The sequence below is a fragment of the Pantoea sp. GM01 genome, from assembly GCF_000282675.1.
In the GTDB taxonomy this organism is placed as follows: Bacteria; Pseudomonadota; Gammaproteobacteria; order Enterobacterales; family Enterobacteriaceae; genus Pantoea; species Pantoea nemavictus.
The window spans coordinates 24,834-45,358 of the sequence record NZ_AKIU01000036.1 but is presented as its reverse complement, the minus strand read 5'-3'; the positions used below and the strand labels follow the sequence as shown (position 1 = coordinate 45,358).

Below are 20,525 nucleotides of genomic sequence, written 5' to 3'. Positions count from 1 at the left end.
GCCTAAAAAGACATAACTTTACATTGAGTCGTAAAGAGCGCGATACCGTGCGTTAGCAGGTCTTAACAACAAGTTGAGTGTAAAAAAAAGCACCGCCGAAGCGGTGCTGTTTCAGATGCCGAGGAGCTATTTCGCGGCCTGAGCAGCTGGCTGAGATTTCTCCAGCTGCGCCATGTCATTAGCGATTTTCACCGTTTCATCCAGATAAGGGTCCGGCTCTTTGTAGTCTTTTGGCAGATCTTCGATGCTTTTCAGCGGTGCTTTGCCTTCCGCCTGATAGCGCGCATTAATGCGCTCCAGACGCAGTGCATCATCTTCATGATTCTCTTTCTCACGCTGCGCGAGATTGAGTGACACGATATTGCGCTTGTCCTTCATTGCGTCGAAACGCGCAATATCTTTCATGATGTACTGGAACTCGCGATCTTTAGCGATGCGATCGGCATGCTCTTTAGTCAGCTGCGGTACCAGCGGGGCAATATCGCCCGTTTTGGTATAGCTTGCCGCATTCACGCTGTCCCAAGGTAACGCGTTATCCTCGAACTTCTCGCCGGTTTCTGCCGCTTCAACACCGGTAGGCATCAGCAGATCCGGCGTTACGCCTTTACGCTGGGTGCTGCCACCGTTGATGCGATAGAACTTCTGAATGGTGTACTGCACCGAGCCTAACGCTGGCCATTCCGGACGCAGCATCTGATCGTAGATGCGGTTTAGAGAACGATACTGCTGCACGGTACCTTTACCGAAGGTGGGTTCACCTACGATCAGCGCACGGCCGTAATCCTGCATCGCAGCGGCGAAGATTTCCGATGCCGAAGCACTGAAGCGATCAACCAGCACTACCAGCGGACCTTTGTAGTAAACAATGCCATCGTTATCGCTGTCTTCACGCACACGACCGTTGTTATCACGAACCTGCACCACTGGACCGCTCGGAATGAACAGACCGGACAGTGAAACCGCTTCGGTCAGTGCACCGCCGCCATTGGTACGCAGATCGATAACTACGCTGTCGACGTTCTGCTTCTGCAGTTTTTGCAGTTGTACTTTCACATCGTCAGTCAGACCAACGTAGAAGCCAGGAATGTCGAGCACGCCGACTTTCTCTTTGCCCACGTTATGTACGGTGCCTTTAACGGCACGGTCTTCCAGGCGGATCTTCTCACGCGTCAGCGTTACAGTACGGGTTTTGGTACCCTTACCGGCTGGCAGGATCTCCAGGCGTACTTTGCTGCCTTTCGGTCCTTTGATTTTTGAAACCACATCGTCCAAACGCCAGCCGATAACGTCTTCCATCGGCTTGCCTGGCTGGCCAACGCCAACAATGCGATCGCCCACGCTGATCGATTTGCTCTTCGCAGCCGGACCACCCGCCACCATTGAGTTGATCACCGTGTAATCATCGTCCATCTGCAGCACGGCGCCGATACCTTCCAGCGACAGGCTCATTTCGGTATTGAACTGTTCTGTGTTGCGCGGTGAAAGATAGTTAGTGTGCGGATCGATTTCATGCGCGAACGCGGTCATCGCCAGCTGGAACACATCTTCACTGTTGCTTTGCGCCAGACGACGAATGGCGAAGTTGTAACGTTTGGTCAGCGTTTCACGAATCTCTTTCTCATCTTTGCCGGCCAACTTCAGGCTCAGTTCGTCATATTTAACTTTGGCATCCCAAAGCGCGTTAAGCTCATCCACGCTTTTCGGCCAGGGCGCTTTTGCCCGATCAATGTCAATGGTGTCATTGCCGGTGAAATTCATTGGGCGGCTCAGCACGCTCAGCGCATATTGATAGCGCTCAAAGCGGCGTTTCTGCGCCAGATTGTAGAGATCGTAAAACACATCCAGCTTACCGCTGCGGAACTCATCACCAACGGAGGTTTTTTTATCGGTGTATTGCGCGATATCCGATGCCAGCAGCACGTTGTGGCTGTAGTCCAGCAGATTCAGGTAGCGATCAAAGATTTTCGCAGAAAAGTCCTGATTCAAATCGAACTGGCGATAGTGAGAGCGGGTGAAACGTGACGTAACGCGTTCGCTAACGGTGGGATGCTGTGGATCTTCATGCAATTGGGGAATCTGGTCGGCGCGGGTAATGTTGTCTGCGCCAAAGGTGGGGCCTGCTAATAGCAGGCCCGCGATCATACCGATCTTTAAAAAATTGTTCATGCCAGGGTCAGCCTCCGTTTCAGAACTGCAAATGTTCTGCGCGCACAATCATTGCCATGCCGGAAGCGAGCTGAACCCGAACGCCATCTTTGGTGATTTCAAGAATGGTAGCGTCCATTGCACCTTTGCCTGCAGTCACTTTAATGTTCTGGCCAGGCTGCAGCGTTGAGGTATCAGTGACAGGTTTGGCTCGCGGTGGCTGCGGAGCACTACGTTCAGCAGAGGCCGCACGCGGAGCCTGTGGACGCGGCTTACGCGGTGCATCACCTTCGGCAGCTTTACGCGGAGCAGGCTTGCGCGGACGACGTTCAGCGGTCTCTTCACCGGCTTCACGCTTCTTCGCTTTCTGCTGATCGCGCTGCGCCTGAACGCGAGCTTTGGCTTCTTCCAGTTGCTTGCGCGCATGTTCTACGTGTTGCTCATCCAGCACGCCACAGGCGTTACCGTCGAGATCAACACGAATGGCACCTGCTTTGATGCCATAAAGATAACGCCAGCTAGAGGTATATAGACGTAAGGCAGAACGCAGTTGCGTCTTGCTCAGGCTCAGTTCGCCTTGAACACGCTCGACCAGATCTTGAAAAATGCCGATTTTGAGCGGACGCGCCTCGCCTTCGGCGCTAAAGCATTGCGGAAAACGCTCCGCCAAAAAGGCGATGACTTCTTTACTGCTATTCAACTTAGGTTGATTTTCCATGAAATTTCCTGATTACAACGGATTTGCCGACCAGAGCAGGCATGAACAGGCGACATTATAATGACAACATCGCCAAATGCTATGTGATCCAGTCGATTAGCTGTGCGTCAGCTGAATAAATTTTACGATGTCGCTGCCCGCCAGCACTTCACAAAGCCCGTCGGTAAGGGCCACCAGCCCCGCTTCATCCTCGCTATCGAAGCGAGAATAAACCGTACTATCAATGTCTAAAACACCCACCAGAGTGCCATTCACTTTCAGAGGAATCACGATTTCGGCGTTGCTTGCTGCATCACAGGCGATATGGCCCGGGAACGCATGCACGTCTTCCACCAGCTGCACTTTGTCCTCAGCCACTGCGGTACCGCACACGCCTTTACCCACCGGAATGCGTACGCAAGCAATTTTGCCCTGGAAAGGACCTAACACCAGCGTATTCGGCTCAGTCAGCAAATAGAATCCAGCCCAGTTCACACCTTCCAGGCGTTCAAATAACAGCGCACTGCAATTGCCGAGCGCTGCGAGGAACGAGGTTTCACCCGCCAACAGGGCGCGGACATCACGATTCAAATCCTCGTAAAAAGCTTTTTTGTTCATTGTTCAACCATAACTCGTCACTGTGGTGACCTTGTTGTCACTCAGTTGTTAAAATAAGCACTAATAATCCAGGCGCATAAGGTGAATCATTGAGTTAGTTACTATACCCTTAGCAGTCGGTGATGAAGGATATTCTTGTACCACCGATTATTGCAGGCAGAATGGCTCTACTCAGCATGCCGGTAAACGTAACGAACGATGGGCACTCGCGTCACCTATGAAAATTCACGCTATCAGCCAGACGTTGCCCCACGCACGTTATCAGCGTTGTCCGCAATGCGATACCCTTTTTTCCTTACCGGATGTGAAATCGCATCAGACGGCCTATTGCCCACGCTGTCATGCACAAATACAGAGCGGACGTGACTGGTCAATGACCCGCCTCACCGCCATGGCGATGGTGATGATCGTGTTGATGCCGTTCGCCTTTAGCTTGCCGCTGGTCGATATTCGCCTGCTCGGAATGCGTATTAACGCGAGCCTGCTGGAAGGTGTGATTCAGATGGCACAGCAGGGCAACACGCTGACCGCTTCGATGGTCGCGTTCTGTACCATCGGCGCGCCGGTCACGCTGGTGGCGGGCATTCTCTATCTGTGGGTGGGTAACGCGCTCGGTATGAACCTGCGTCCGGTCCTGCTGATGCTCGATAAGCTGAAAGAGTGGGTAATGCTGGATATCTATCTGGTCGGCGTGGCAGTGGCATCGATAAAGGTGCAGGATTACGCCGCGCTGGAAGTGGGTTATGGCTTAGTGGCCTATATAGCGCTGACGGTACTCAGCCTGCTGACGCTGATTCATCTTAACGTCGAGCAGTTATGGGAACACTATTATCCGCAAGCCATGCCCACTTCGCCGCCGGAAGAGTGGCAAGTGTGCCTCAACTGCCATCAAACTGGCGTGCCCGATGCGCGTGGGCGCTGTACGCGTTGTCATACACCACTCGACTATCGCCGTCGCCACAGTTTGCAGAAGTCCTGGGCGGCGCTGATCGCCTCAATTGTGCTGCTGATTCCCGCCAATCTACTGCCTATTTCGGTGGTTTACGTTAACGGTGCACGCCGCGAAGACACCATTTTCTCCGGCATTCTGGGCCTGGCATCCGGCAATGTGCCGGTCGCTGCGGTGGTCTTTATTGCCAGTATTCTGGTGCCGTTTACCAAAGTATTAGTGATGCTGACGTTACTACTCAGTATTCATTTTAAATGCGAACAGGGCTTAAAAACCCGCATTCGTCTGCTGCGCGCCGTTACCTGGGTGGGTCGCTGGTCAATGCTGGATCTGTTCGTGATTGCGTTAACCATGTCGCTGGTCAATCGTGATCAGTTACTGGCTTTTACCATGGGACCGGCCGCCTTCTATTTTGGCGCTGCCGTTGTCCTGACCATTATGGCTGTAGAGTGGCTTGATAGCCGCCTGATCTGGGATGCACATGCAACAGGAAACGCCGACTACACCGACTAGCGCCAATCTGCGCAATAAGCGCAAGATTTCGCCGTTCTGGTTATTGCCCATTATCGCTTTGCTGATCGCAGGCTGGCTGTTATGGACCAATTATGAAGAGCGCGGTACGACGATCACCATTAACTTCCAGACCGCCGACGGCATCGTGCCCGGCCGCACGCCGATTCGATATCAGGGCGTGGAAGTGGGCACGGTGCAAGGCATCGTGCTGAGCGATGATTATCGCAGCATCCAGATCAAAGCCAGTATCAAGAGCGATATGCGCGATGCGCTGCGTGAAGACACGCAGTTCTGGCTGGTGACGCCAAAAGCCTCACTGGCCGGCGTGTCCGGACTTGATGCATTAGTCGGCGGTAACTATATCGGCATGATGCCGGGCAAAGGCAAAGAGAGCGAACGCTTTACCGCGTTAGATACCCAACCGAAATATCGCGTCAATACCGGTGAATTGCTGATTCATCTGCGCGCGCCGGATCTTGGCTCACTCAATACCGGTTCACTGGTCTATTACCGCAAAATTCCGGTCGGTCGTGTTTACGATTACAGCCTGAATAACAGCACCGATGGCGTGACCATCGATGTGCTGATTGAGCGTCGCTTCATCAATCTGGTGAAAAAGCAGAGCCGCTTCTGGAACGTTTCCGGCGTTGATGCGGATGTCAGCCTGAGCGGTGCCAAGGTAAAACTGGAAAGTCTGGCCGCCCTCGTCAACGGCGCGATTGCCTTCGATTCCCCCAATGACGGGCAGCAGGCAAACGTCGATGCCACCTATCAACTCTACCCGGATTTAGCGCGCAGTCAGCGCGGGGTTCAGGTCAAACTTGATTTACCGAGCGGCGACAATCTGAAAGTCGACAGCACGCCGCTGATGTATCAGGGCCTGGAAGTCGGCACCTTGACCAAACTTAACCTGCAGGATGGCGGTAAAGTCACTGGCGAACTCACGGTTGACCCTTCGGTAACCAGTTTGATGCGCAGCGGCACGCGCATTGAAATGCGCACACCGAAAATTAGCCTGACTGATACCAACCTTAGCAGTCTGTTGACCGGCAACACCCTCGAATTGGTGCCCGGCGAAGGCGAGCCGCAGGATCAATTCACCGTGCTGCCCGCCAGCGAAACGCTATTGCAAAAGCCCGATGTGCTGACGGTAAAACTCAGCGCGCCGGAAACCTATGGCATTGATGCGGGCCAGCCGGTGATGCTGTATGGCATGAAAATTGGTCAGGTGATTTCACGTACGCTGGATGAGAATGGCATCAGCTTCGTCGCCGCCATTAATCCCGAACACCGCAAGCTGGTGCACGCGGACAGTAAATTTGTGGTGAATAGCCGCCTCGACGTGAAATTTGGCCTTGATGGTATGCAGGTGCTGGGTGCCAGCGCACGCGAATGGGTCGATGGTGGCATTCGCCTGATTCCAGGCGCGAAAGGCAATCCGTCCAGTCGTTATCCTTTATATGCCGATGCGGAACGTGCGGAGGAAGGTATTGTCGGCGAACAGCCACCGACCACACTGAAGCTGACCGCCAACAGCTTGCCAGATGTGCAGGCCGGGTCGGTGCTGCTGTATCGCAAATTCCAGGTGGGTGAAGTGGTTGATGTCGTGCCGCGCGCGGATGCCTTTGAAATCTCGATTCACATTCAGCCGCAGTATCGCAAGTTACTCACCAGCGAGAGCGTGTTCTGGGCCGAAGGTGGTGCCAAAGTGCAGCTCAACGGCAGCGGTTTGACGGTGCAGGCATCTCCGCTCAACCGCGCCCTTAAAGGTGCGATCAGTTTTGATAATCTGACCGGAGCGCAGGCGGTGAAAGGCGTGAAGCGCGTGCTGTACTCTTCAGAAACCGTGGCGCGTGCCGTCGGCAGTCAGATTACGCTGCACACCTTCGATGCCAGCAAACTGGCTGCGGGTATGCCGATCCGCTATCTCGGCATCAACATCGGTCAGGTTGAATCGCTGGCGCTGAGTTCTGATAACAATCAGGTGGTAGCAAAAGCGGTGCTCTATCCGGAATACGTGCAGGACTTCGCGCGCATCGGCAGCCGCTTCTCGGTGGTGTCGCCGGAGATTTCTGCCGCAGGGGTTAATCATATCGAAACGCTGCTGCAGCCCTACCTCAACGTTGATCCGGGCAAAGGTTCTCCAGCGCGCACCTTTGAACTGCAGGAAAGCACTATCACCGATTCTCGTTACCTTAACGGCTTAACGATTTATGTCGATGCCGCTGACGCGGGATCGCTGTCGGTGGGAACGCCGGTGCTGTTCCGTGGCGTTGAAGTTGGTACCGTGACCGGCACATCGTTGGGTAACATGGCCGATCGCGTACAGATCGCGCTGCGTATCAGCAAGAAATACCAGCATCTGGTACGTAACAACTCGGTGTTCTGGCTGGCTTCCGGTTATAACTTCGATTTCGGCCTGATCGGCGGCGTGTTGAAAACCGGTACCTTCCAGCAATTCATTCGCGGCGGTGTGCAGTTTGCAACGCCGCCAACGGTACCGTTAGCACCACAGGCCGGCGCCAACAAACACTTCCTGCTGCAGGATGAAGCGCCAAAAGAGTGGCGCAATTGGGGCACGGCGATTCCGGATCCTAATCAACCTTAAGCAAATCGGGCAGCCTGGCTGCCCGATTCTTTTTCGCATGTTACACTTCGCGCTCATTTTGTTTCCCGGTAGATGCCCGTGTCCGATCGCTTTCCCGAAGATTTCCTCGCGCTAATGCGCGCCAGCCTCGCTGATGACGCTGAATTGCAACGCTTTCTCGCCATCAGCCAGCAACCGCTGCGCCGCAGCTTACGCGTTAATACCTTAAAAATTAGCGTGGATGATTTCCTCGTCCGCACCGCTGATTATGGCTGGCGGCTGTCACCCATTCCGTGGTGCGCCGAAGGGTTCTGGATTGAGCGTGACGATGAGTCGCTGCCGCTAGGTAGCGTTGCGGAGCACCTTAGCGGGCTGTTTTATATTCAGGAAGCCAGCTCGATGCTGCCGGTTACCGCACTGTTTGACGCCGCACCCGATGCGCGTCAGGTGATGGATGTGGCTGCAGCACCAGGCTCCAAAACCACGCAGATGGCCGCACTGATGCGCAATGAAGGCGCCATCCTTGCCAACGAATATTCCGCCAGTCGCGTCAAAGTGCTGCACGCCAATATCAGCCGCTGCGGCGTGAGCAATGTGGCGCTCACCCATTTTGATGGTCGGGTGTTTGGCGCGGCGCTGCCGGAACGTTTCGATGCCATTCTGCTGGATGCGCCCTGCTCTGGCGAAGGCGTGGTGCGTAAAGACGCCGATGCGCTGCGTAACTGGACGTTGGCCAGCACCGAAGCGATCGCTGAAACCCAGCGCGATCTCATTGACAGCGCTTTCCATGCATTACAACCCGGCGGCACGCTGATCTACTCGACCTGCACGCTCAATCAGATTGAAAACCAGCAGGTGATTCACTGGTTGCAACAGCGTTATCCCGATGCGGTAGAAATTGTGCCGTTGAATGGTCTATTTGCTGGCGCCGATCAGGCTTTAACACCGGAAGGTTTCCTGCACGTGTTCCCGCAAATTTTCGATAGCGAAGGCTTCTTTGTGGCGCGCCTGCGTAAAACCGCCAGCATTCCCGTGTTGCCCGCACCGACCTATAAAGTGGGCAAACTGCCCTTCTCACCGGCCAGCCGTAAGCTCAGCGCCGAGGTACAGCAGGCAGCAGCAAAAGTAGGCTTGCAATGGGATGACAATCACACGCTGTGGCATCGCGATAAAGAGCTGTGGCTCTTCCCGGCAGCGCTGGAAAGTTGGCTGGGTAAAGTGCGCTTCTCGCGTATCGGCCTTAAGCTGGCAGAAACCTTCCCGAAAGGTTATCGCTGGCAGCATGAAGCCGTTGTCGCGTTGAGTAAGCCAGGCAGCGCGCTGGATTTTGCCCTTACCGATGCGGAGGCAGAAACCTGGTATCGCGGTCAGGATATTCATCCTGAGTCGTTACCGAATCGCGATGAGGTGATTGTGACCTATCAGTCACAGCCTTTAGGATTGGCCAAAAAAGTCGGCAATCGGATTAAAAACAGTTATCCGCGTGAGCTGGTGCGCGACGGGCGTCTGTTCCGCTAAGCATTACTGTAATTTTACCAGCGTGAGACAGTTGCCGAAAACCGCGCCGGTATCAATATAATGCTGATTCGCCACATGCAGCGGTTGCTCCAACGGCGTGTGGCCGAAGTAAAAATCGCTGGCGCCCGCAATGTTTGCCGAAGCGCCACGTTGATGGCGTCCCAGCCGATCGCGACTCCACACCACCTGTTGCCAATCGACATCCTGCCCCAGTGCATAATAGCTGGCAGGATAATCGGCGTGAGCAATCACCACTACGCGGTCGCCGAATTCCAGATGCAAAACCAACGGTAAATCGGCGCAGCGTTTCAACGCATGGCGCGCAGCGATTAACTTTGCGCCCTTCAACTGCCAAAACCACTCGCCGCCGTTCATCATCCACAAGGTCTGATCGCGCCCATCCAGCGCGGCGAGCGCCATCTGTTCATGATTGCCGCGCACACAGCGAAACCAGGGTTCTTGCAATAGCGCTAAACAGCCGGGGCTGTCTGGCCCGCGATCAATCAAATCGCCCACCGACAGCAATAAATCCTGCTGCTTATCGAAATCCCGCTTGAGGAGCTGCGCATCAAGCTGGGCACGGCAGCCGTGTAAATCGCCCACCACCCAAATGTTTCGCCACATTTGCGCACTTACCCGTTGGTAAAGCATGTAATCTTCCCCGGTTGACTGGAAGTTTAGTGAGCCCGGCTTAAAGTATAGTCCGGTGAGGTTTAGCCAGCGGAGGGAACAGCATGAGCGGCCGTAAACAATTTATTGGTGTCTTGATCGTTATCTTCATCGGCAGCTTGCTGCTGCTCGAAACGCTGGCTCGCCTGGTGCATCTGTTATTTGTGGGATAATTACGCAGCTTTACTTTCCTCGCTAAACGCCTAAACTCCTTTGCGCATCATATAAAGGAGCCTGTATGAGCCAGAATATTTACGACGACCCGCATTTTTTTGCCGGCTATGCCACGCTGCCACGTTCAGTGCAGGGATTGGACGGCGCACCGGAATGGCCCGCACTGCGCGCATTACTGCCCGATCTGGATGACAAACGCATTCTCGATCTCGGCTGTGGCTATGGCTGGTTTTGCCGTTACGCACAACAGCAAGGCGCGCGTGAAGTACTGGGGCTCGATGTCTCAGAGAAGATGCTGGCGCAAGCCGCGACCATGACTCAAGGAACGGGCATTCGCTATCAGCGTGCCGATTTAGAAACGCTGCAACTCAGCGAAACCTTTGATCTCGCCTACAGCTCGCTGGCGCTGCATTATCTCAGCAACATTGATACGCTCTTCGCCACCCTGTTCAATGCCTTAACGCCAGGTGGTGCGCTGGTGTTCTCATGCGAGCATCCGATTTACACCGCGCCAACGGCGCAGCAGTGGATAATTGATGATCAACAGCAGCGTAGTTGGCCGGTGAATCACTATCAGCAGGAGGGTGAGCGCATCAGCAACTGGTTTGCCGATGGCGTAAAAAAACAGCATCGCAAACTGGCTACCTGGATTAATGCACTGATTGCCGCAGGATTTGAGATCGTCCATCTTGATGAATGGGGACCCGATGAAGCACAGTTAGCACAGAATCCCGCCCTGGCAGAAGAGCGCGATCGCCCAATGATGTTTCTACTGGCTGCGCGTAAACCTCGTTAGATTCCAAAAGTGGCTGCGCTCTGCAGCCCCAATTAAAGCTTTTCTGCCGTTCACCCACGTCATTTAATTATCCAGCAGAAATGTCGTCTTTAATCGGTGAACTCCTTTTCTGAGCCGCTTATCTTGACTGACTACATCTTTAACTTTCGTCCCGCTCTCGATATCCATTATCGCTATAAACCGGCAGCCGAAGATAATCGGCATTTATTGATCGTCATGTCGGGTTTTAACCTGCCAGATCCCACCATCTACGACTTTACGCTGTTGCAACATACACGATCGGCGGTGTTGTGGATCAAAGATGATTTCCAGGGGCTGCCCGCTTACTACCTGTGCAACAATATGAACTTCGATATTGAGCATGGCGTGAGCCAACTGATTCGTTCGGTAATAGAACTGACCACACCGGCAAATGTTTCGATACTCGGCGCCTCTAAAGGCGGCAGTGCGGCACTCTACTTTGGCGTCCGGCATAACATTAAAAACATCATTACTGCCGTGCCACAATTTTATCTAGGTGATTATGCGGAGACTATGTGGCCAAAAGTAGGCGAAGCCATGATGGGCACCATTACCCCCGCAGCAGTGACGTTATTAAATAAGCTCTTGCCAAATACCCTACGACGCGATCGCCATACAGATAAAAATATCTATCTTTTTACTGCCCTTGCCGACTACCAACGTGAACAGGAAATTTTTCCCAACCTGGCGCTGCTGCAGAAATACCGTAACTTCAATTTGATCGAGTCCGCATCGCCGTGCATCACACAACATAACGAAGTAACCCGCTATAACCTGAATTTGATATTGGCTCTGATTTATCAGTTAGAACAGGACATTACTCCTTGCTGGGGACACATTCGCAACGGCAGCGGCTGGGATGTTGCGCATGGATAGTCACAATCGATGATAATGCTCTGCTAAGGTTAGATATTGATGATGTCTACAGGAGCGAGCCAATGAAAGACTATTATAAAATTGATCTGGAAGTGTTTATGCAAAATAACGTGGAATTAATTCGCGCAATTAAAAGCAAAGCGCCGGCCTATGCCGATGAGTCAGGTTTAGAGGTGATTCAATATATCAACCGGGAAATAAAACAGGCTCATCTCGATTATATTGAAAGTTTGGGCGTGAAAGATCCGTATGAGCATTACATTTCACAACATGAAGAAGATCGCTCTCTGGCGGAGCAACTGATTGCTCAACACCGCGCTGCTCTGCATCCTGCCCCGTAACGCCAAATCATTGCCACAGCTGACGTGTGGCATTTATCTGTTTTAGCTCTAACGCGTGATCAGGAAAATTGCCAGCAAGAAAAAGGCCAATAAACCGGCGAAGGTTATTGTGCCGATGCGCGGGTTTTTTGCCCGACCCACTACCACACCAATAAAGATACTCAGCAGCGTTAATGTGCCAATCATTACCCAGAGAAGATATTGTGTATTTGCCATGAAGGGTCCTTATTAGCCGGCAATAAAACAGATGCGCCAACGTTATACCATTTTTTGCGCATGCTGACTGCAGCTTTTTGGCCTCACATTTCTACTGGCTATCTGTCTGGCTGGTGATAATTAGGCACCATTAGACGGGCAACGCACCGATTTCAGCGCCTGTAACTGTGATAATCGCGCCGCGGCGTTATGCTTAGCGCTGGCTTTGGCAATGCCATTACCGATGCCAAAATCACCCACGAAACCGAGCACCGTCAGCGCATCAAATTCGCCTGTTTTATCAATCTGCTGCTGCACGCTAAGAGATTTAGCTATCTCCTGGTTCAATGTTGCGCAGTCATAAGTTTGCGCTTCGGCATCGCTCACCTTGGCAGATTGCGGATACTGTTTTAGTGCACAACCGCTAAGCAGCAGCATGGCGACTATAGCCATAGACTTAAGCATCTTCTTAATTCTCATTGATTTGAGGTGAAGTAACTTGATGGCAAGGAATGTATCACGTGAAGGCGAGAGCGATCAGAGGAATAAGTGTGCTAAAGCGCGGTATTTAGCGCAAAAAAAAGCACTGCCGAAGCAGTGCTAGTGATACTTATATCAGGCAATCGCCTGATAACTCCCAATATAAAATCAGGAGAGATAATCCGTTATTATGCAGTTTTCAACACAATCATTGATGATTTGCAGAAAATACATTTAGCGCCATGGGGGTTCATTTTAGTAATATCGAACGCGGAGGTGCGATATTGTGAACTCTGGCAATGCGGACATCTTAAACGATTATAAATGCGAATAATTACAGACCTAATACATTTGTTGCTGACGGACCTTTTGGACCATCTTCAACTGAAAACTCAACACGCTGACCTTCATCAAGTGAGCGATAATCTGTGCCCTGAATGGCTGAGAAGTGGACGAAAACGTCCTTGCTGCCATTTTCAGGAGAAATAAAGCCGAAGCCTTTTTCTGAGTTGAACCATTTTACCGTTCCAAGAATTTTGTTAGACATAATTTTTACCTTTTAAATGAGCCTATTGGCGTAAGGGCCGAGTTGCAGATACGAATCAGAACTTAGGATAAGACTCAAAGAGAAAGGGCTTGAAGCGGCACTAACTGGGATGAGAAATACAATGGGAACTAACCTTCTAACTGTCTGCTATTCAGACCGACGGAGCATTAACGCATTTATCCATGCCACAAGCAAGCGATAATATTTTTTAATTTAATGAATGATAAAAGATGGCAAAGGTATGCAGATAAAAAAAGACCGAATACGATTCCTATATTCGGTCCAGGGAAATGGCTCTTTAGGAGCCGTGCGCTAAAAGTTGGCATTTTTGCAGGCGAGGACGCCTTGCCATTTAATGGTAGACCAGGATTGGTGGTTTTCCAGCCAACTGCGCTGTTCGGTAAGCAAAGGTATCAACTCTGTGATCGCGTTGACATAACCTGAGAACAAGCGTAGCGGCAGAAATGTGCGCCACGCCTGATTTATACCGAGATTACTTGCCGCACAGTTGCTGTGCGCGATCGACGATCGGCTGCAGACTCATTTTCTGACCTGGATGCGCTTTGTCTTCGGCCACGATGGTGTCAATGGATTGCAGCGTGCCCTGCCCGGCAGTCTTGCGCGCGTAGGCTTTATCGTTGAGCGGATACTGCAATAACGTGCCGGGATTGATAGCAAACAGCGCTCCGTCTTTTTCGCAGGTCAGCATCACCTCTTCACGGGTGAAGGGCCATTTGTCCTTGCCAATCTCAAAACGGCTGACGGTAATAATCTGTGCGGCCATCGCCTGGCTGCACAGCGCCATCAATACGCAAGCTGGAATCAGTTTCTTCAGCAAAATATCGACCTCATTTCATCTTCTTTAATGACACATTCAGGCCGGTGAGAGTGTGGCAAACACGCTCACTAACCCAATAACAATAATGGCCAGCAGCAGCTCTAGCTGCGTCAGGCGAATAAACAGTTGCGATGCATGACTGGCCGCCCGGCGGAAACGCGGAACCAGCAGATAGCGGTTGGTCAGCGCGATAGCGATCATCAACATTACCAGCAGCACTTTCACCACCAGCAGCTCGCTCCACGGTGTAACTTGCCAATCGCGCGGTGAACCGGCTATTAGCAGACTGTTAACGACTCCAGTGAACAACGCCAGCGCAACGGCTAAATGTCCGTAGCGGGAAAATCGCATCATGCAGCGAATAGCATCGGCACGGAATTCGATCTGTCGTGCTTCACGCATCAGTAACAGCAGCGGCAGTAAACCGCCCGCCCAGAACGCGGCGGCAAGCAGATGTAGCGCATGGTTTGCTTGCTGCAGCATGCCGGCCCAGCCATCACGCATTGCTGCATGTCCTACGCCTGCCAGAGCGATCAGTTGCAATACACCGCTAACAAGCAGCAATTGCTGACGCAGCCTGCCACGTAGCAATAGTGTCAGCGTGCCAAGCAGTGCGAAGACAATTTCCCAGCGCCAGACCATGCCAAAACGCGTATTCAGCACGGCGCGCCACGTCTCGCTATCGCTAATGTTTCGCCAGTCACCGCTCATCAAACCGGTTTGTGTCGCTAGCATCAGCACGGCGCTGAGCAAGCTCACTAGCGCGCTGGTACGCAAAATCAAATCTAAACGCTGCGCCAGCACCAGGCGATAGCGACGCGGTGCCAGCAGCGCGGTGTAGCAGGCGCTGCCAGCGAGCAGTAACACCGACAAGAAATGCAGCGCCCGCAGGCCAATCCACAGCGTGCTCAAACTCATTGATCACTTCACGCTAAATGCGTAGCTGCCTTTGGTTTTGTGGCCATCAACTGACAGCACATGCCAGTTCACTTGATAATTACCCGACGGCAACGGTTGGCTGATCGGTACAATCAGCTGATCGTGCTGTTTGTTGTTAAGCCTGGCCTTCCCCACCGGCATGGGTTGATGTTGCGCGTTGAGCACTTCTACGCCACTAAACGCGGCTTCAACGTCTTCAGTAAAGGTCAGCGTTAAATTCTGCGGGGAATGCTCCACCACGGCTTTATCCGCCGGAACCGGCGTTTTCAGGTGAGCATGAGCCAGCGCAAACTGGCTGAAGGCCAGCGTTGATGACGCCAGCAACAGCGCCACAACTCGGGTAAACGCAGTTTTCTTCATCACTTCTTCCCTTTTAACTGCGGCAGTGCACCGCAAACGTGGCAGCAGGATACGCCGCCGATCCGCAGGTGTCGAGACTTGCGGTGCGATCCAATTTCCTTGATCCCTCGGTCCGAAACCATTACTTTTGCCCCTGATTATCTGGAGGAAAGTATGAGTCAAAACCTTGCCTTGCTGTCGCAGGAAGAGAAAGACAAAGTGAATGTCGATCTGGCCGCCGCGGGCGTGGCTTTTAAAGAGCGCTACAATATGCCCGTGATTGCCGAAATGGTGGAGCGCGAGCAACCAGAGGCGCTGCGTGAATGGTTTCGTCAACGTCTGATGAACTACCGCCAGGCATCGCTCAGCCTGTCACGCCTGCCCTACGAACCTAAGCAGAAGTAATCTATGTTACGTGTTATCGATACCGAAACCTGTGGCCTGCAAGGCGGCGTGGTTGAAGTGGCGTCAGTGGATGTCATTGACGGTCAAATCGTCAATCCCATGAGTGATTTGATCTGCCCGGACCGCCCGATCAGCCGCCAGGCGATGGCGGTGCATCGCATTACTGAAGCGATGGTGGTTGGCAAACCGACTATCGAAGAAGCGATTGGCCGCTATCACGGCAGCCCGCATTATGTCGCGCACAATGCCAGTTTTGATCGCCGTATGCTGCCAACCATGCCGGGCGAATGGATCTGCACCATGACGCTGGCGCGTCAGTTGTGGCCAGGCATCAAATACGGCAATCAGGCATTGCGTCATAGCCTGAAGCTGGACGTCACACCTCCAGCCGAGCTGCATGCACACCGCGCGTTGTATGACTGCTACGTCACCGCCGCGCTACTGATCCGCATTATGGAAACGTCGGGCTGGAATGCCGAGCAGATGGCGAATTTGTGCCAACCGGCAGCCGTGAGTGGTGATGTGTTCCCGTTCGGGAAGTATCGCGGTCAAAGCATTGGCAGCATTGCGCGTAAAGATCCCGGCTATCTGCGCTGGGTGCTGGAAAATGTGCGCGATTTGCGCCCACCGTTGCGGCAGGCGCTTCGCAAGTACGTTAAAAGCGATCAGTAATCGGTACGGTCTGGCAAGCTCCCCTGCGCCAGACCTATCAGGAAAGTAAACTCCTGCGCCACGCCTTCATAGGCTTTGAAACGGCCCGATTTACCGCCGTGGCCGGAATCCATCTCGGTGCACAGTAATAGCAACGAATCGTTAGTTTTTAACTCGCGTAATTTCGCCACCCATTTGGCCGGTTCCCAATACTGCACCTGAGAATCGTGCAGCCCGGTGGTAACCAGCAAGTGTGGATAGGCTTTTGCTTCGATGTTGTCATACGGGCTGTACTGGCGGATGCTGTGGTAAAACTCTTCCTGCTCGGGATTGCCCCACTCATCGTATTCGCCGGTAGTGAGCGGAATCGATGGATCGAGCATGGTGGTCACGACATCCACAAAAGGTACCTGTGCCACCACACCGTGGAACAGATTCGGTGCCATGTTCACGACACCACCCATAAGTAACCCTCCGGCGCTGCCGCCCATGGCGTACAGCCGCTGTGGATTTCCGTAACCTTTTGCCACCAGCGCTTCGGTGACATCGATAAAGTCGGTGAAGCTGTTGATTTTGTTCTTCAGGCGGCCACCGTCATACCACTGCTGACCGAGTTCACCGCCGCCGCGCACATGAATAATCGCGTAGACGAATCCACGCTCGAGCAAGCTGATACGGCTGGTGCCAAAGCTGGCATCCATGCTGCTGCCGTAGGCGCCGTAACCATAAACCAGCAGCGGATTGTTGCCACGCTGGAAGTGCTTGCGGTGATACACCAGCGAAACCGGGACTTCCGTACCATCACGCACCGTGATCCACAGATGCTCGCTTTTGAAATCCTCAGATTTAAAGCCCGGCACCGACGTACGTTTCAGCACGCGGCGTTCGCCCGTTTCCATATTCAACTCAAACAGCGTCGTCGGCGTAGTCATCGATGAATAGCCGTAGCGCAGCGTGTCGCTCTCCGGCGAAGGGTTATACGCCAGCCAGGTCACGTACGCCGGATCGTCAAAGGCGATGCCAAAGCTCTCCCCACTCTCCCAGTTAATCTGACGCAAGGTATTAACGCCGTGCTGGCGCTCTTCCACCACCAGCCAATGACGGAACAGCTGGAAATCTTCCAGTACTACGTTGTCCCGCGCTGGAATTAACGCTTGCCAGCGCGCTTCGGCCAGCCACGCACTGCGGTACAGGCCGAAGTTTTTACCATCACGATTCGAGCGGATATAAAACTGGTGGTTGTAGTGGTCAATGCTGTATTCGTGATCGCGACGCCGCGGACAAAACGTTTGCGGCTGTGCATCGGGATATTCCGCATCGATCAGCAGGATTTCACTGGTGGTGGTGCTGTACAACGCCACCAGAATAAAGTGCTCTGACGTGGTTTTGTGCACGCTAAGATGGAAAGTATCGTCTTTTTCCTCGTACACCAGCTGATCGTCAGATTGCGGATGCCCCAATTCGTGACGCCATACCTGATAAGCCAGCAGGGTTTTCGGGTGTTTACGCACGTAATAGAGCGTGCGCGAATCGTTGGCCCAGGCCACGCTGGAGGAAGCATTCGTCAGCACTTCCGGATACCAACTGCCGCTTTGCAGATTACGGAAACGAATGCCGTATTGACGGCGCGAAAGGAAATCTTCCGCCAGCGCCATCACCTGGTTATCCGGCGTAATTGCCAACGCCCCCATGGTGTAAAAGTCGCTGTGGGACGCACGTTGGTTGCCATCTAGCAGCAGTTGCCACGGCTCATCAAGCGGTGCCTCAATCGGTTGACGGAAATAGGCGGGATATTCGTTACCCACTTCATAGCGGCTTTGATAGCGATAACCGTTCTTCACATACGGCACCGAGTGATCCTGCGGGGGAATACGATCGACAATCTCTTTTAGCACCCGATCCTGTAGCGAATTTTGCGAGGCCATCATCGCGCGGCCATAATCATTTTCAGCGTGCAGGTGGGCAAGCACTTCAGGATTTTCGCGATCGTCATCGCGCAACCAGTGATAATTGTCGATGCGCGTTTCACCGTGCAGGCTCATCACATGGGGGATTTTTTTCGCGTTGGGCTGATTCATTTAGGCTCTTCTCCCTGAAAGACAATATCCAGCAAGCGTGGCACTAATCGCGCTTGATGCCAAGCTGCAAGCATCATCACCCAGCGCAGGATAAACCAACCAGCAAAAATAAAGGCTGCGGACGCAGCCTTTGTAGCAGATTACGCGGCTTTTTCCGCGTCGATATCGCGCTGGATACCATCGCGTACATCTTGCGGAATTTTTAGCGCATCACCTAACGCGGAGAGATAGCTGCGCTCCATAAAGTGGTCGACATCAATGGCTGCACAGCTTAGGAAATAGAGTTCCAGCGCCTCTTCTTCGTTCTTAACATCCGCCGCCAGCCAGTGAGGATCCAGCGGACGGTTCATCGCCTGCTGAATCAAAGCTTCGGCTTGTGGGCCATAACCGGCTTGTTGAACGTTTTGTTCAATCGCCGCGCGCTCGGCATCGTCAATATGACCGTCGCTTTTTGCCGCGAAAACCAGCGCCGTCACTAAGCGTTCTGCGCGTTGATCCATCGGCGTTTGCAGTTGGCCGAAACCGGCCTCATCCTGATGAGTTTCCCGGATACGCTGCTTATATTTATTCCACAGCAGCGCACCAGCCGCCGCTCCGCCGCCTAGTAGCAAGGCTTTGCCGCCGTATTTGGTCAGCAGCTTACGCGTGGATTTGCTGCCGACCAGCAAGCCCGCCAGACCGCCTAACGCGCCAGGTGCCAACATATCGCTCAATCCACCGGATTTTCCTTCGCCACTCTTTTTCGCCAGCACCGATTGAATTTGCTGCAGCCAATTGCTCATTGTTTAACTCCCGTTTAAATTTCCGCTCACCATGCTGCCGCAGGCTGTGTCAGTTAACGTCAGAGCGAGAAAAGTATGGCAAACCTGATGAAGCCGAAAGCGTGAGTACGCAAACGTTTTCGTTTATACTGCGCGCGCATTTTGACTGCTAAGGTGAAATTATGACGACTCTCGGAACCGCGCTGCGCCCTGCCGCTACGCGTGTCATGCTGTTAGGTTCAGGCGAATTAGGCAAAGAAGTGGCGCTGGAGTGCCAACGTCTTGGTGTGGAAGTGATCGCGGTGGATCGTTATGCCGATGCGCCCGCCATGCACGTCGCGCATCGTAGCCACGTAATCAATATGCTGGACGGCGATGCACTGGCCGCGCTGATTGCGCAGGAACAGCCGCACTTTGTGGTGCCAGAAATTGAAGCTATCGCCACCGAAAAACTGCTGGAACTGGAAGCTCAAGGCCAGAAAGTGGTGCCCACCGCGCGCGCTGCACGGCTGACCATGAACCGCGAAGGCATTCGTCGTCTGGCGGCGGAAGAGTTGTCCCTACCGACCTCGACCTACCAGTTTGCCGATAGCAAAGCGAACTTTGTCGCTGCGGCGAATGCCATTGGATTCCCGTGCATCGTCAAACCCGTGATGAGCTCATCCGGGAAAGGCCAAAGCTTTATCCGCGAAGCCAGCCAGCTGGATAAAGCCTGGGATTATGCCCAGCAAGGCGGACGCGCCGGTGCGGGCCGCGTTATCGTCGAAGGCGTGGTGAAGTTTGATTTCGAAATCACCCTGCTGACCATCAGCGCGGTTGATGGTATCCACTTCTGTGCACCGATTGGTCATCGTCAGGAAGATGGCGATTATCGTGAATCGTGGCAGCCGCAGCAGATGAGTGAACTGGCGCTGCAACGCGCACAGGATATCGCCGCTAAGGTGGTGAAAGCACTCGGCGGTTACGGTCTGTTTGGCGTGGAGCTGTTCGTATGCGGTGATGAGGTTATCTTCAGCGAAGTGTCACCGCGTCCGCATGATACCGGTATGGTAACGCTGATTTCTCAGGATCTTTCGGAGTTCGCGCTGCATGTACGCGCCTTCCTCGGCCTGCCGATTGGCGGCATTCGTCAATATGGCCCGGCGGCTTCGGCCGTTATCCTGCCGGAATTGAACAGCCAGAACGTGCAGTTTGTTAATATCGAAGCCGCGCTGGGTGCAGGTTTGCAGCTGCGCCTGTTTGGTAAGCCGGAAATCGCCGGTCAGCGTCGCTTAGGTGTCGCATTAGCGACCGGTGAAAGCACCGATGACGCTATCGCGCGCGCTGTTGCCAGTGCGGCAGCGGTGAAAGTGGAAGGTTAGGTTAACAGGTCGCCATGCGTGGCGACC

General features: G+C 53.4%; 22 protein-coding genes. 9 read left to right on the top strand and 13 right to left on the bottom strand.

Features of this window, described 5'->3' with window-relative positions; all coding sequences use genetic code 11:
• Positions 1-126 precede the first annotated feature (126 nt).
• The 3 genes from prc to PMI17_RS11515 all read right to left on the bottom strand — a co-directional run bounded on the left by prc (position 127) and on the right by PMI17_RS11515 (position 3,460).
• Entirely contained in the window at positions 127-2,166 is a 2,040-nt protein-coding gene (gene prc / locus PMI17_RS11525) for a carboxy terminal-processing peptidase (protein WP_007889610.1), read from the bottom strand.
• Positions 2,167-2,185: 19 nt separating this feature from the next.
• On the bottom strand, positions 2,186-2,863 hold the full coding sequence (gene proQ / locus PMI17_RS11520) for an RNA chaperone ProQ (RefSeq protein ID WP_007889609.1): 678 nt from the start codon (positions 2,861-2,863) through the stop codon (positions 2,186-2,188).
• A 96-nt stretch (positions 2,864-2,959) separates the two neighbouring features.
• A complete protein-coding gene (locus tag PMI17_RS11515) occupies positions 2,960-3,460 on the bottom strand; it encodes a GAF domain-containing protein (protein ID WP_007889607.1) in 501 nt (166 codons plus the stop codon).
• Positions 3,461-3,677: 217 nt separating this feature from the next.
• On the opposite strand from PMI17_RS11515, the gene yebS reads away from it, so the two are divergent.
• From yebS to rsmF, 3 genes are all read left to right on the top strand, one after another.
• Complete coding sequence (yebS, locus tag PMI17_RS11510; protein ID WP_036620974.1) at positions 3,678-4,922, top strand: membrane integrity lipid transport subunit YebS; 1,245 nt, start codon at positions 3,678-3,680, stop codon at positions 4,920-4,922.
• The gene (locus PMI17_RS11505) at positions 4,891-7,530 is read left to right on the top strand and encodes a PqiB family protein (RefSeq protein ID WP_007889603.1); all 2,640 of its coding nucleotides are present in this window, start codon (positions 4,891-4,893) and stop codon (positions 7,528-7,530) included. Before yebS ends, PMI17_RS11505 begins: the two co-directional genes overlap by 32 nt.
• Before the next feature lie 72 nt (positions 7,531-7,602).
• Positions 7,603-9,027 (top strand): 16S rRNA (cytosine(1407)-C(5))-methyltransferase RsmF, encoded by a 1,425-nt coding sequence (gene rsmF / locus PMI17_RS11500; RefSeq protein WP_007889601.1) that lies wholly within the window; start codon positions 7,603-7,605, stop codon positions 9,025-9,027.
• A gap of 3 nt (positions 9,028-9,030) precedes the next feature.
• Here the strand turns inward: rsmF and PMI17_RS11495 are convergent, their stop codons facing one another.
• A complete protein-coding gene (locus PMI17_RS11495) occupies positions 9,031-9,678 on the bottom strand; it encodes a metallophosphoesterase (protein WP_007889600.1) in 648 nt (215 codons plus the stop codon).
• A 256-nt stretch (positions 9,679-9,934) separates the two neighbouring features.
• Here PMI17_RS11495 and PMI17_RS11490 point away from each other — a divergent pair, with 256 nt between their 5' ends.
• The 3 genes from PMI17_RS11490 to PMI17_RS11480 all read left to right on the top strand — a co-directional run bounded on the left by PMI17_RS11490 (position 9,935) and on the right by PMI17_RS11480 (position 11,904).
• Positions 9,935-10,666: a trans-aconitate 2-methyltransferase gene (locus tag PMI17_RS11490; RefSeq protein ID WP_007889598.1), complete on the top strand. Its 732-nt coding sequence runs from the start codon at positions 9,935-9,937 to the stop codon at positions 10,664-10,666.
• Between the two features lie 123 nt (positions 10,667-10,789).
• The gene (locus PMI17_RS11485) at positions 10,790-11,563 is read left to right on the top strand and encodes a hypothetical protein (protein ID WP_007889596.1); all 774 of its coding nucleotides are present in this window, start codon (positions 10,790-10,792) and stop codon (positions 11,561-11,563) included.
• A 62-nt stretch (positions 11,564-11,625) separates the two neighbouring features.
• A complete protein-coding gene (locus PMI17_RS11480) occupies positions 11,626-11,904 on the top strand; it encodes a hypothetical protein (protein WP_007889595.1) in 279 nt (92 codons plus the stop codon).
• A 48-nt stretch (positions 11,905-11,952) separates the two neighbouring features.
• On the opposite strand, the gene PMI17_RS25535 is transcribed toward PMI17_RS11480, so the two are convergent.
• The 7 genes from PMI17_RS25535 to copC form a co-directional block, all read right to left on the bottom strand.
• Entirely contained in the window at positions 11,953-12,120 is a 168-nt protein-coding gene (locus PMI17_RS25535) for a hypothetical protein (protein ID WP_007889594.1), read from the bottom strand.
• A 120-nt stretch (positions 12,121-12,240) separates the two neighbouring features.
• Positions 12,241-12,564 (bottom strand): hypothetical protein, encoded by a 324-nt coding sequence (locus PMI17_RS11475; protein ID WP_007889588.1) that lies wholly within the window; start codon positions 12,562-12,564, stop codon positions 12,241-12,243.
• 203 nt (positions 12,565-12,767) lie between these two features.
• Entirely contained in the window at positions 12,768-12,911 is a 144-nt protein-coding gene (locus tag PMI17_RS25710) for a cold-shock protein (protein ID WP_101764610.1), read from the bottom strand.
• A 2-nt stretch (positions 12,912-12,913) separates the two neighbouring features.
• Positions 12,914-13,126, bottom strand: a complete 213-nt coding sequence (locus PMI17_RS11470) for a cold-shock protein (RefSeq protein ID WP_007889586.1) — start codon at positions 13,124-13,126, stop codon at positions 12,914-12,916.
• A gap of 493 nt (positions 13,127-13,619) precedes the next feature.
• Positions 13,620-13,967: a YebY family protein gene (locus PMI17_RS11465; RefSeq protein ID WP_036620970.1), complete on the bottom strand. Its 348-nt coding sequence runs from the start codon at positions 13,965-13,967 to the stop codon at positions 13,620-13,622.
• 33 nt (positions 13,968-14,000) lie between these two features.
• Positions 14,001-14,882 (bottom strand): copper homeostasis membrane protein CopD, encoded by an 882-nt coding sequence (copD, locus tag PMI17_RS11460; RefSeq protein WP_007889582.1) that lies wholly within the window; start codon positions 14,880-14,882, stop codon positions 14,001-14,003.
• 3 nt (positions 14,883-14,885) lie between these two features.
• The gene (copC, locus tag PMI17_RS11455; protein ID WP_007889581.1) at positions 14,886-15,263 is read right to left on the bottom strand and encodes a copper homeostasis periplasmic binding protein CopC; all 378 of its coding nucleotides are present in this window, start codon (positions 15,261-15,263) and stop codon (positions 14,886-14,888) included.
• A gap of 153 nt (positions 15,264-15,416) precedes the next feature.
• Here copC and PMI17_RS11450 point away from each other — a divergent pair, with 153 nt between their 5' ends.
• Together PMI17_RS11450 and exoX are read left to right on the top strand one after the other, a co-directional pair.
• The gene (locus PMI17_RS11450; protein WP_007889579.1) at positions 15,417-15,647 is read left to right on the top strand and encodes a DNA polymerase III subunit theta; all 231 of its coding nucleotides are present in this window, start codon (positions 15,417-15,419) and stop codon (positions 15,645-15,647) included.
• A gap of 3 nt (positions 15,648-15,650) precedes the next feature.
• Positions 15,651-16,319 (top strand): exodeoxyribonuclease X, encoded by a 669-nt coding sequence (exoX, locus tag PMI17_RS11445; RefSeq protein ID WP_007889578.1) that lies wholly within the window; start codon positions 15,651-15,653, stop codon positions 16,317-16,319.
• Here exoX and PMI17_RS11440 read toward each other — a convergent pair.
• Both PMI17_RS11440 and PMI17_RS11435 read right to left on the bottom strand, forming a co-directional pair.
• Positions 16,313-18,376, bottom strand: coding sequence for a prolyl oligopeptidase family serine peptidase (locus PMI17_RS11440; protein WP_007889576.1), 2,064 nt, complete (start codon positions 18,374-18,376; stop codon positions 16,313-16,315). The two genes, exoX and PMI17_RS11440, sit on opposite strands and share 7 nt — an antisense overlap.
• A 140-nt stretch (positions 18,377-18,516) precedes the next feature.
• Positions 18,517-19,158 (bottom strand): tellurite resistance TerB family protein, encoded by a 642-nt coding sequence (locus tag PMI17_RS11435; protein WP_007889574.1) that lies wholly within the window; start codon positions 19,156-19,158, stop codon positions 18,517-18,519.
• Between the two features lie 161 nt (positions 19,159-19,319).
• Here PMI17_RS11435 and purT point away from each other — a divergent pair, with 161 nt between their 5' ends.
• Positions 19,320-20,498: a formate-dependent phosphoribosylglycinamide formyltransferase gene (gene purT, locus PMI17_RS11430; RefSeq protein WP_007889573.1), complete on the top strand. Its 1,179-nt coding sequence runs from the start codon at positions 19,320-19,322 to the stop codon at positions 20,496-20,498.
• Positions 20,499-20,525: the final 27 nt, after the last annotated feature.

What these genes read in the sequence shown, in the direction of transcription:
- prc (WP_007889610.1), bottom strand. Translation starts at nt 2,166, where the DNA reads ATGAACAATTTTTTAAAGATCGGTATGATCGCGGGCCTGCTATTAGCA.
- proQ (WP_007889609.1), bottom strand. Translation starts at nt 2,863, where the DNA reads ATGGAAAATCAACCTAAGTTGAATAGCAGTAAAGAAGTCATCGCCTTT.
- PMI17_RS11515 (WP_007889607.1), bottom strand. Translation starts at nt 3,460, where the DNA reads ATGAACAAAAAAGCTTTTTACGAGGATTTGAATCGTGATGTCCGCGCC.
- yebS (WP_036620974.1), top strand. Translation starts at nt 3,678, where the DNA reads ATGAAAATTCACGCTATCAGCCAGACGTTGCCCCACGCACGTTATCAG.
- PMI17_RS11505 (WP_007889603.1), top strand. Translation starts at nt 4,891, where the DNA reads ATGCAACAGGAAACGCCGACTACACCGACTAGCGCCAATCTGCGCAAT.
- rsmF (WP_007889601.1), top strand. Translation starts at nt 7,603, where the DNA reads ATGCCCGTGTCCGATCGCTTTCCCGAAGATTTCCTCGCGCTAATGCGC.
- PMI17_RS11495 (WP_007889600.1), bottom strand. Translation starts at nt 9,678, where the DNA reads ATGCTTTACCAACGGGTAAGTGCGCAAATGTGGCGAAACATTTGGGTG.
- PMI17_RS11490 (WP_007889598.1), top strand. Translation starts at nt 9,935, where the DNA reads ATGAGCCAGAATATTTACGACGACCCGCATTTTTTTGCCGGCTATGCC.
- PMI17_RS11480 (WP_007889595.1), top strand. Translation starts at nt 11,626, where the DNA reads ATGAAAGACTATTATAAAATTGATCTGGAAGTGTTTATGCAAAATAAC.
- PMI17_RS25535 (WP_007889594.1), bottom strand. Translation starts at nt 12,120, where the DNA reads ATGGCAAATACACAATATCTTCTCTGGGTAATGATTGGCACATTAACG.
- PMI17_RS11475 (WP_007889588.1), bottom strand. Translation starts at nt 12,564, where the DNA reads ATGCTTAAGTCTATGGCTATAGTCGCCATGCTGCTGCTTAGCGGTTGT.
- PMI17_RS11470 (WP_007889586.1), bottom strand. Translation starts at nt 13,126, where the DNA reads ATGTCTAACAAAATTCTTGGAACGGTAAAATGGTTCAACTCAGAAAAA.
- copD (WP_007889582.1), bottom strand. Translation starts at nt 14,882, where the DNA reads ATGAGTTTGAGCACGCTGTGGATTGGCCTGCGGGCGCTGCATTTCTTG.
- copC (WP_007889581.1), bottom strand. Translation starts at nt 15,263, where the DNA reads ATGAAGAAAACTGCGTTTACCCGAGTTGTGGCGCTGTTGCTGGCGTCA.
- PMI17_RS11450 (WP_007889579.1), top strand. Translation starts at nt 15,417, where the DNA reads ATGAGTCAAAACCTTGCCTTGCTGTCGCAGGAAGAGAAAGACAAAGTG.
- exoX (WP_007889578.1), top strand. Translation starts at nt 15,651, where the DNA reads ATGTTACGTGTTATCGATACCGAAACCTGTGGCCTGCAAGGCGGCGTG.
- PMI17_RS11440 (WP_007889576.1), bottom strand. Translation starts at nt 18,376, where the DNA reads ATGAATCAGCCCAACGCGAAAAAAATCCCCCATGTGATGAGCCTGCAC.
- PMI17_RS11435 (WP_007889574.1), bottom strand. Translation starts at nt 19,158, where the DNA reads ATGAGCAATTGGCTGCAGCAAATTCAATCGGTGCTGGCGAAAAAGAGT.
- purT (WP_007889573.1), top strand. Translation starts at nt 19,320, where the DNA reads ATGACGACTCTCGGAACCGCGCTGCGCCCTGCCGCTACGCGTGTCATG.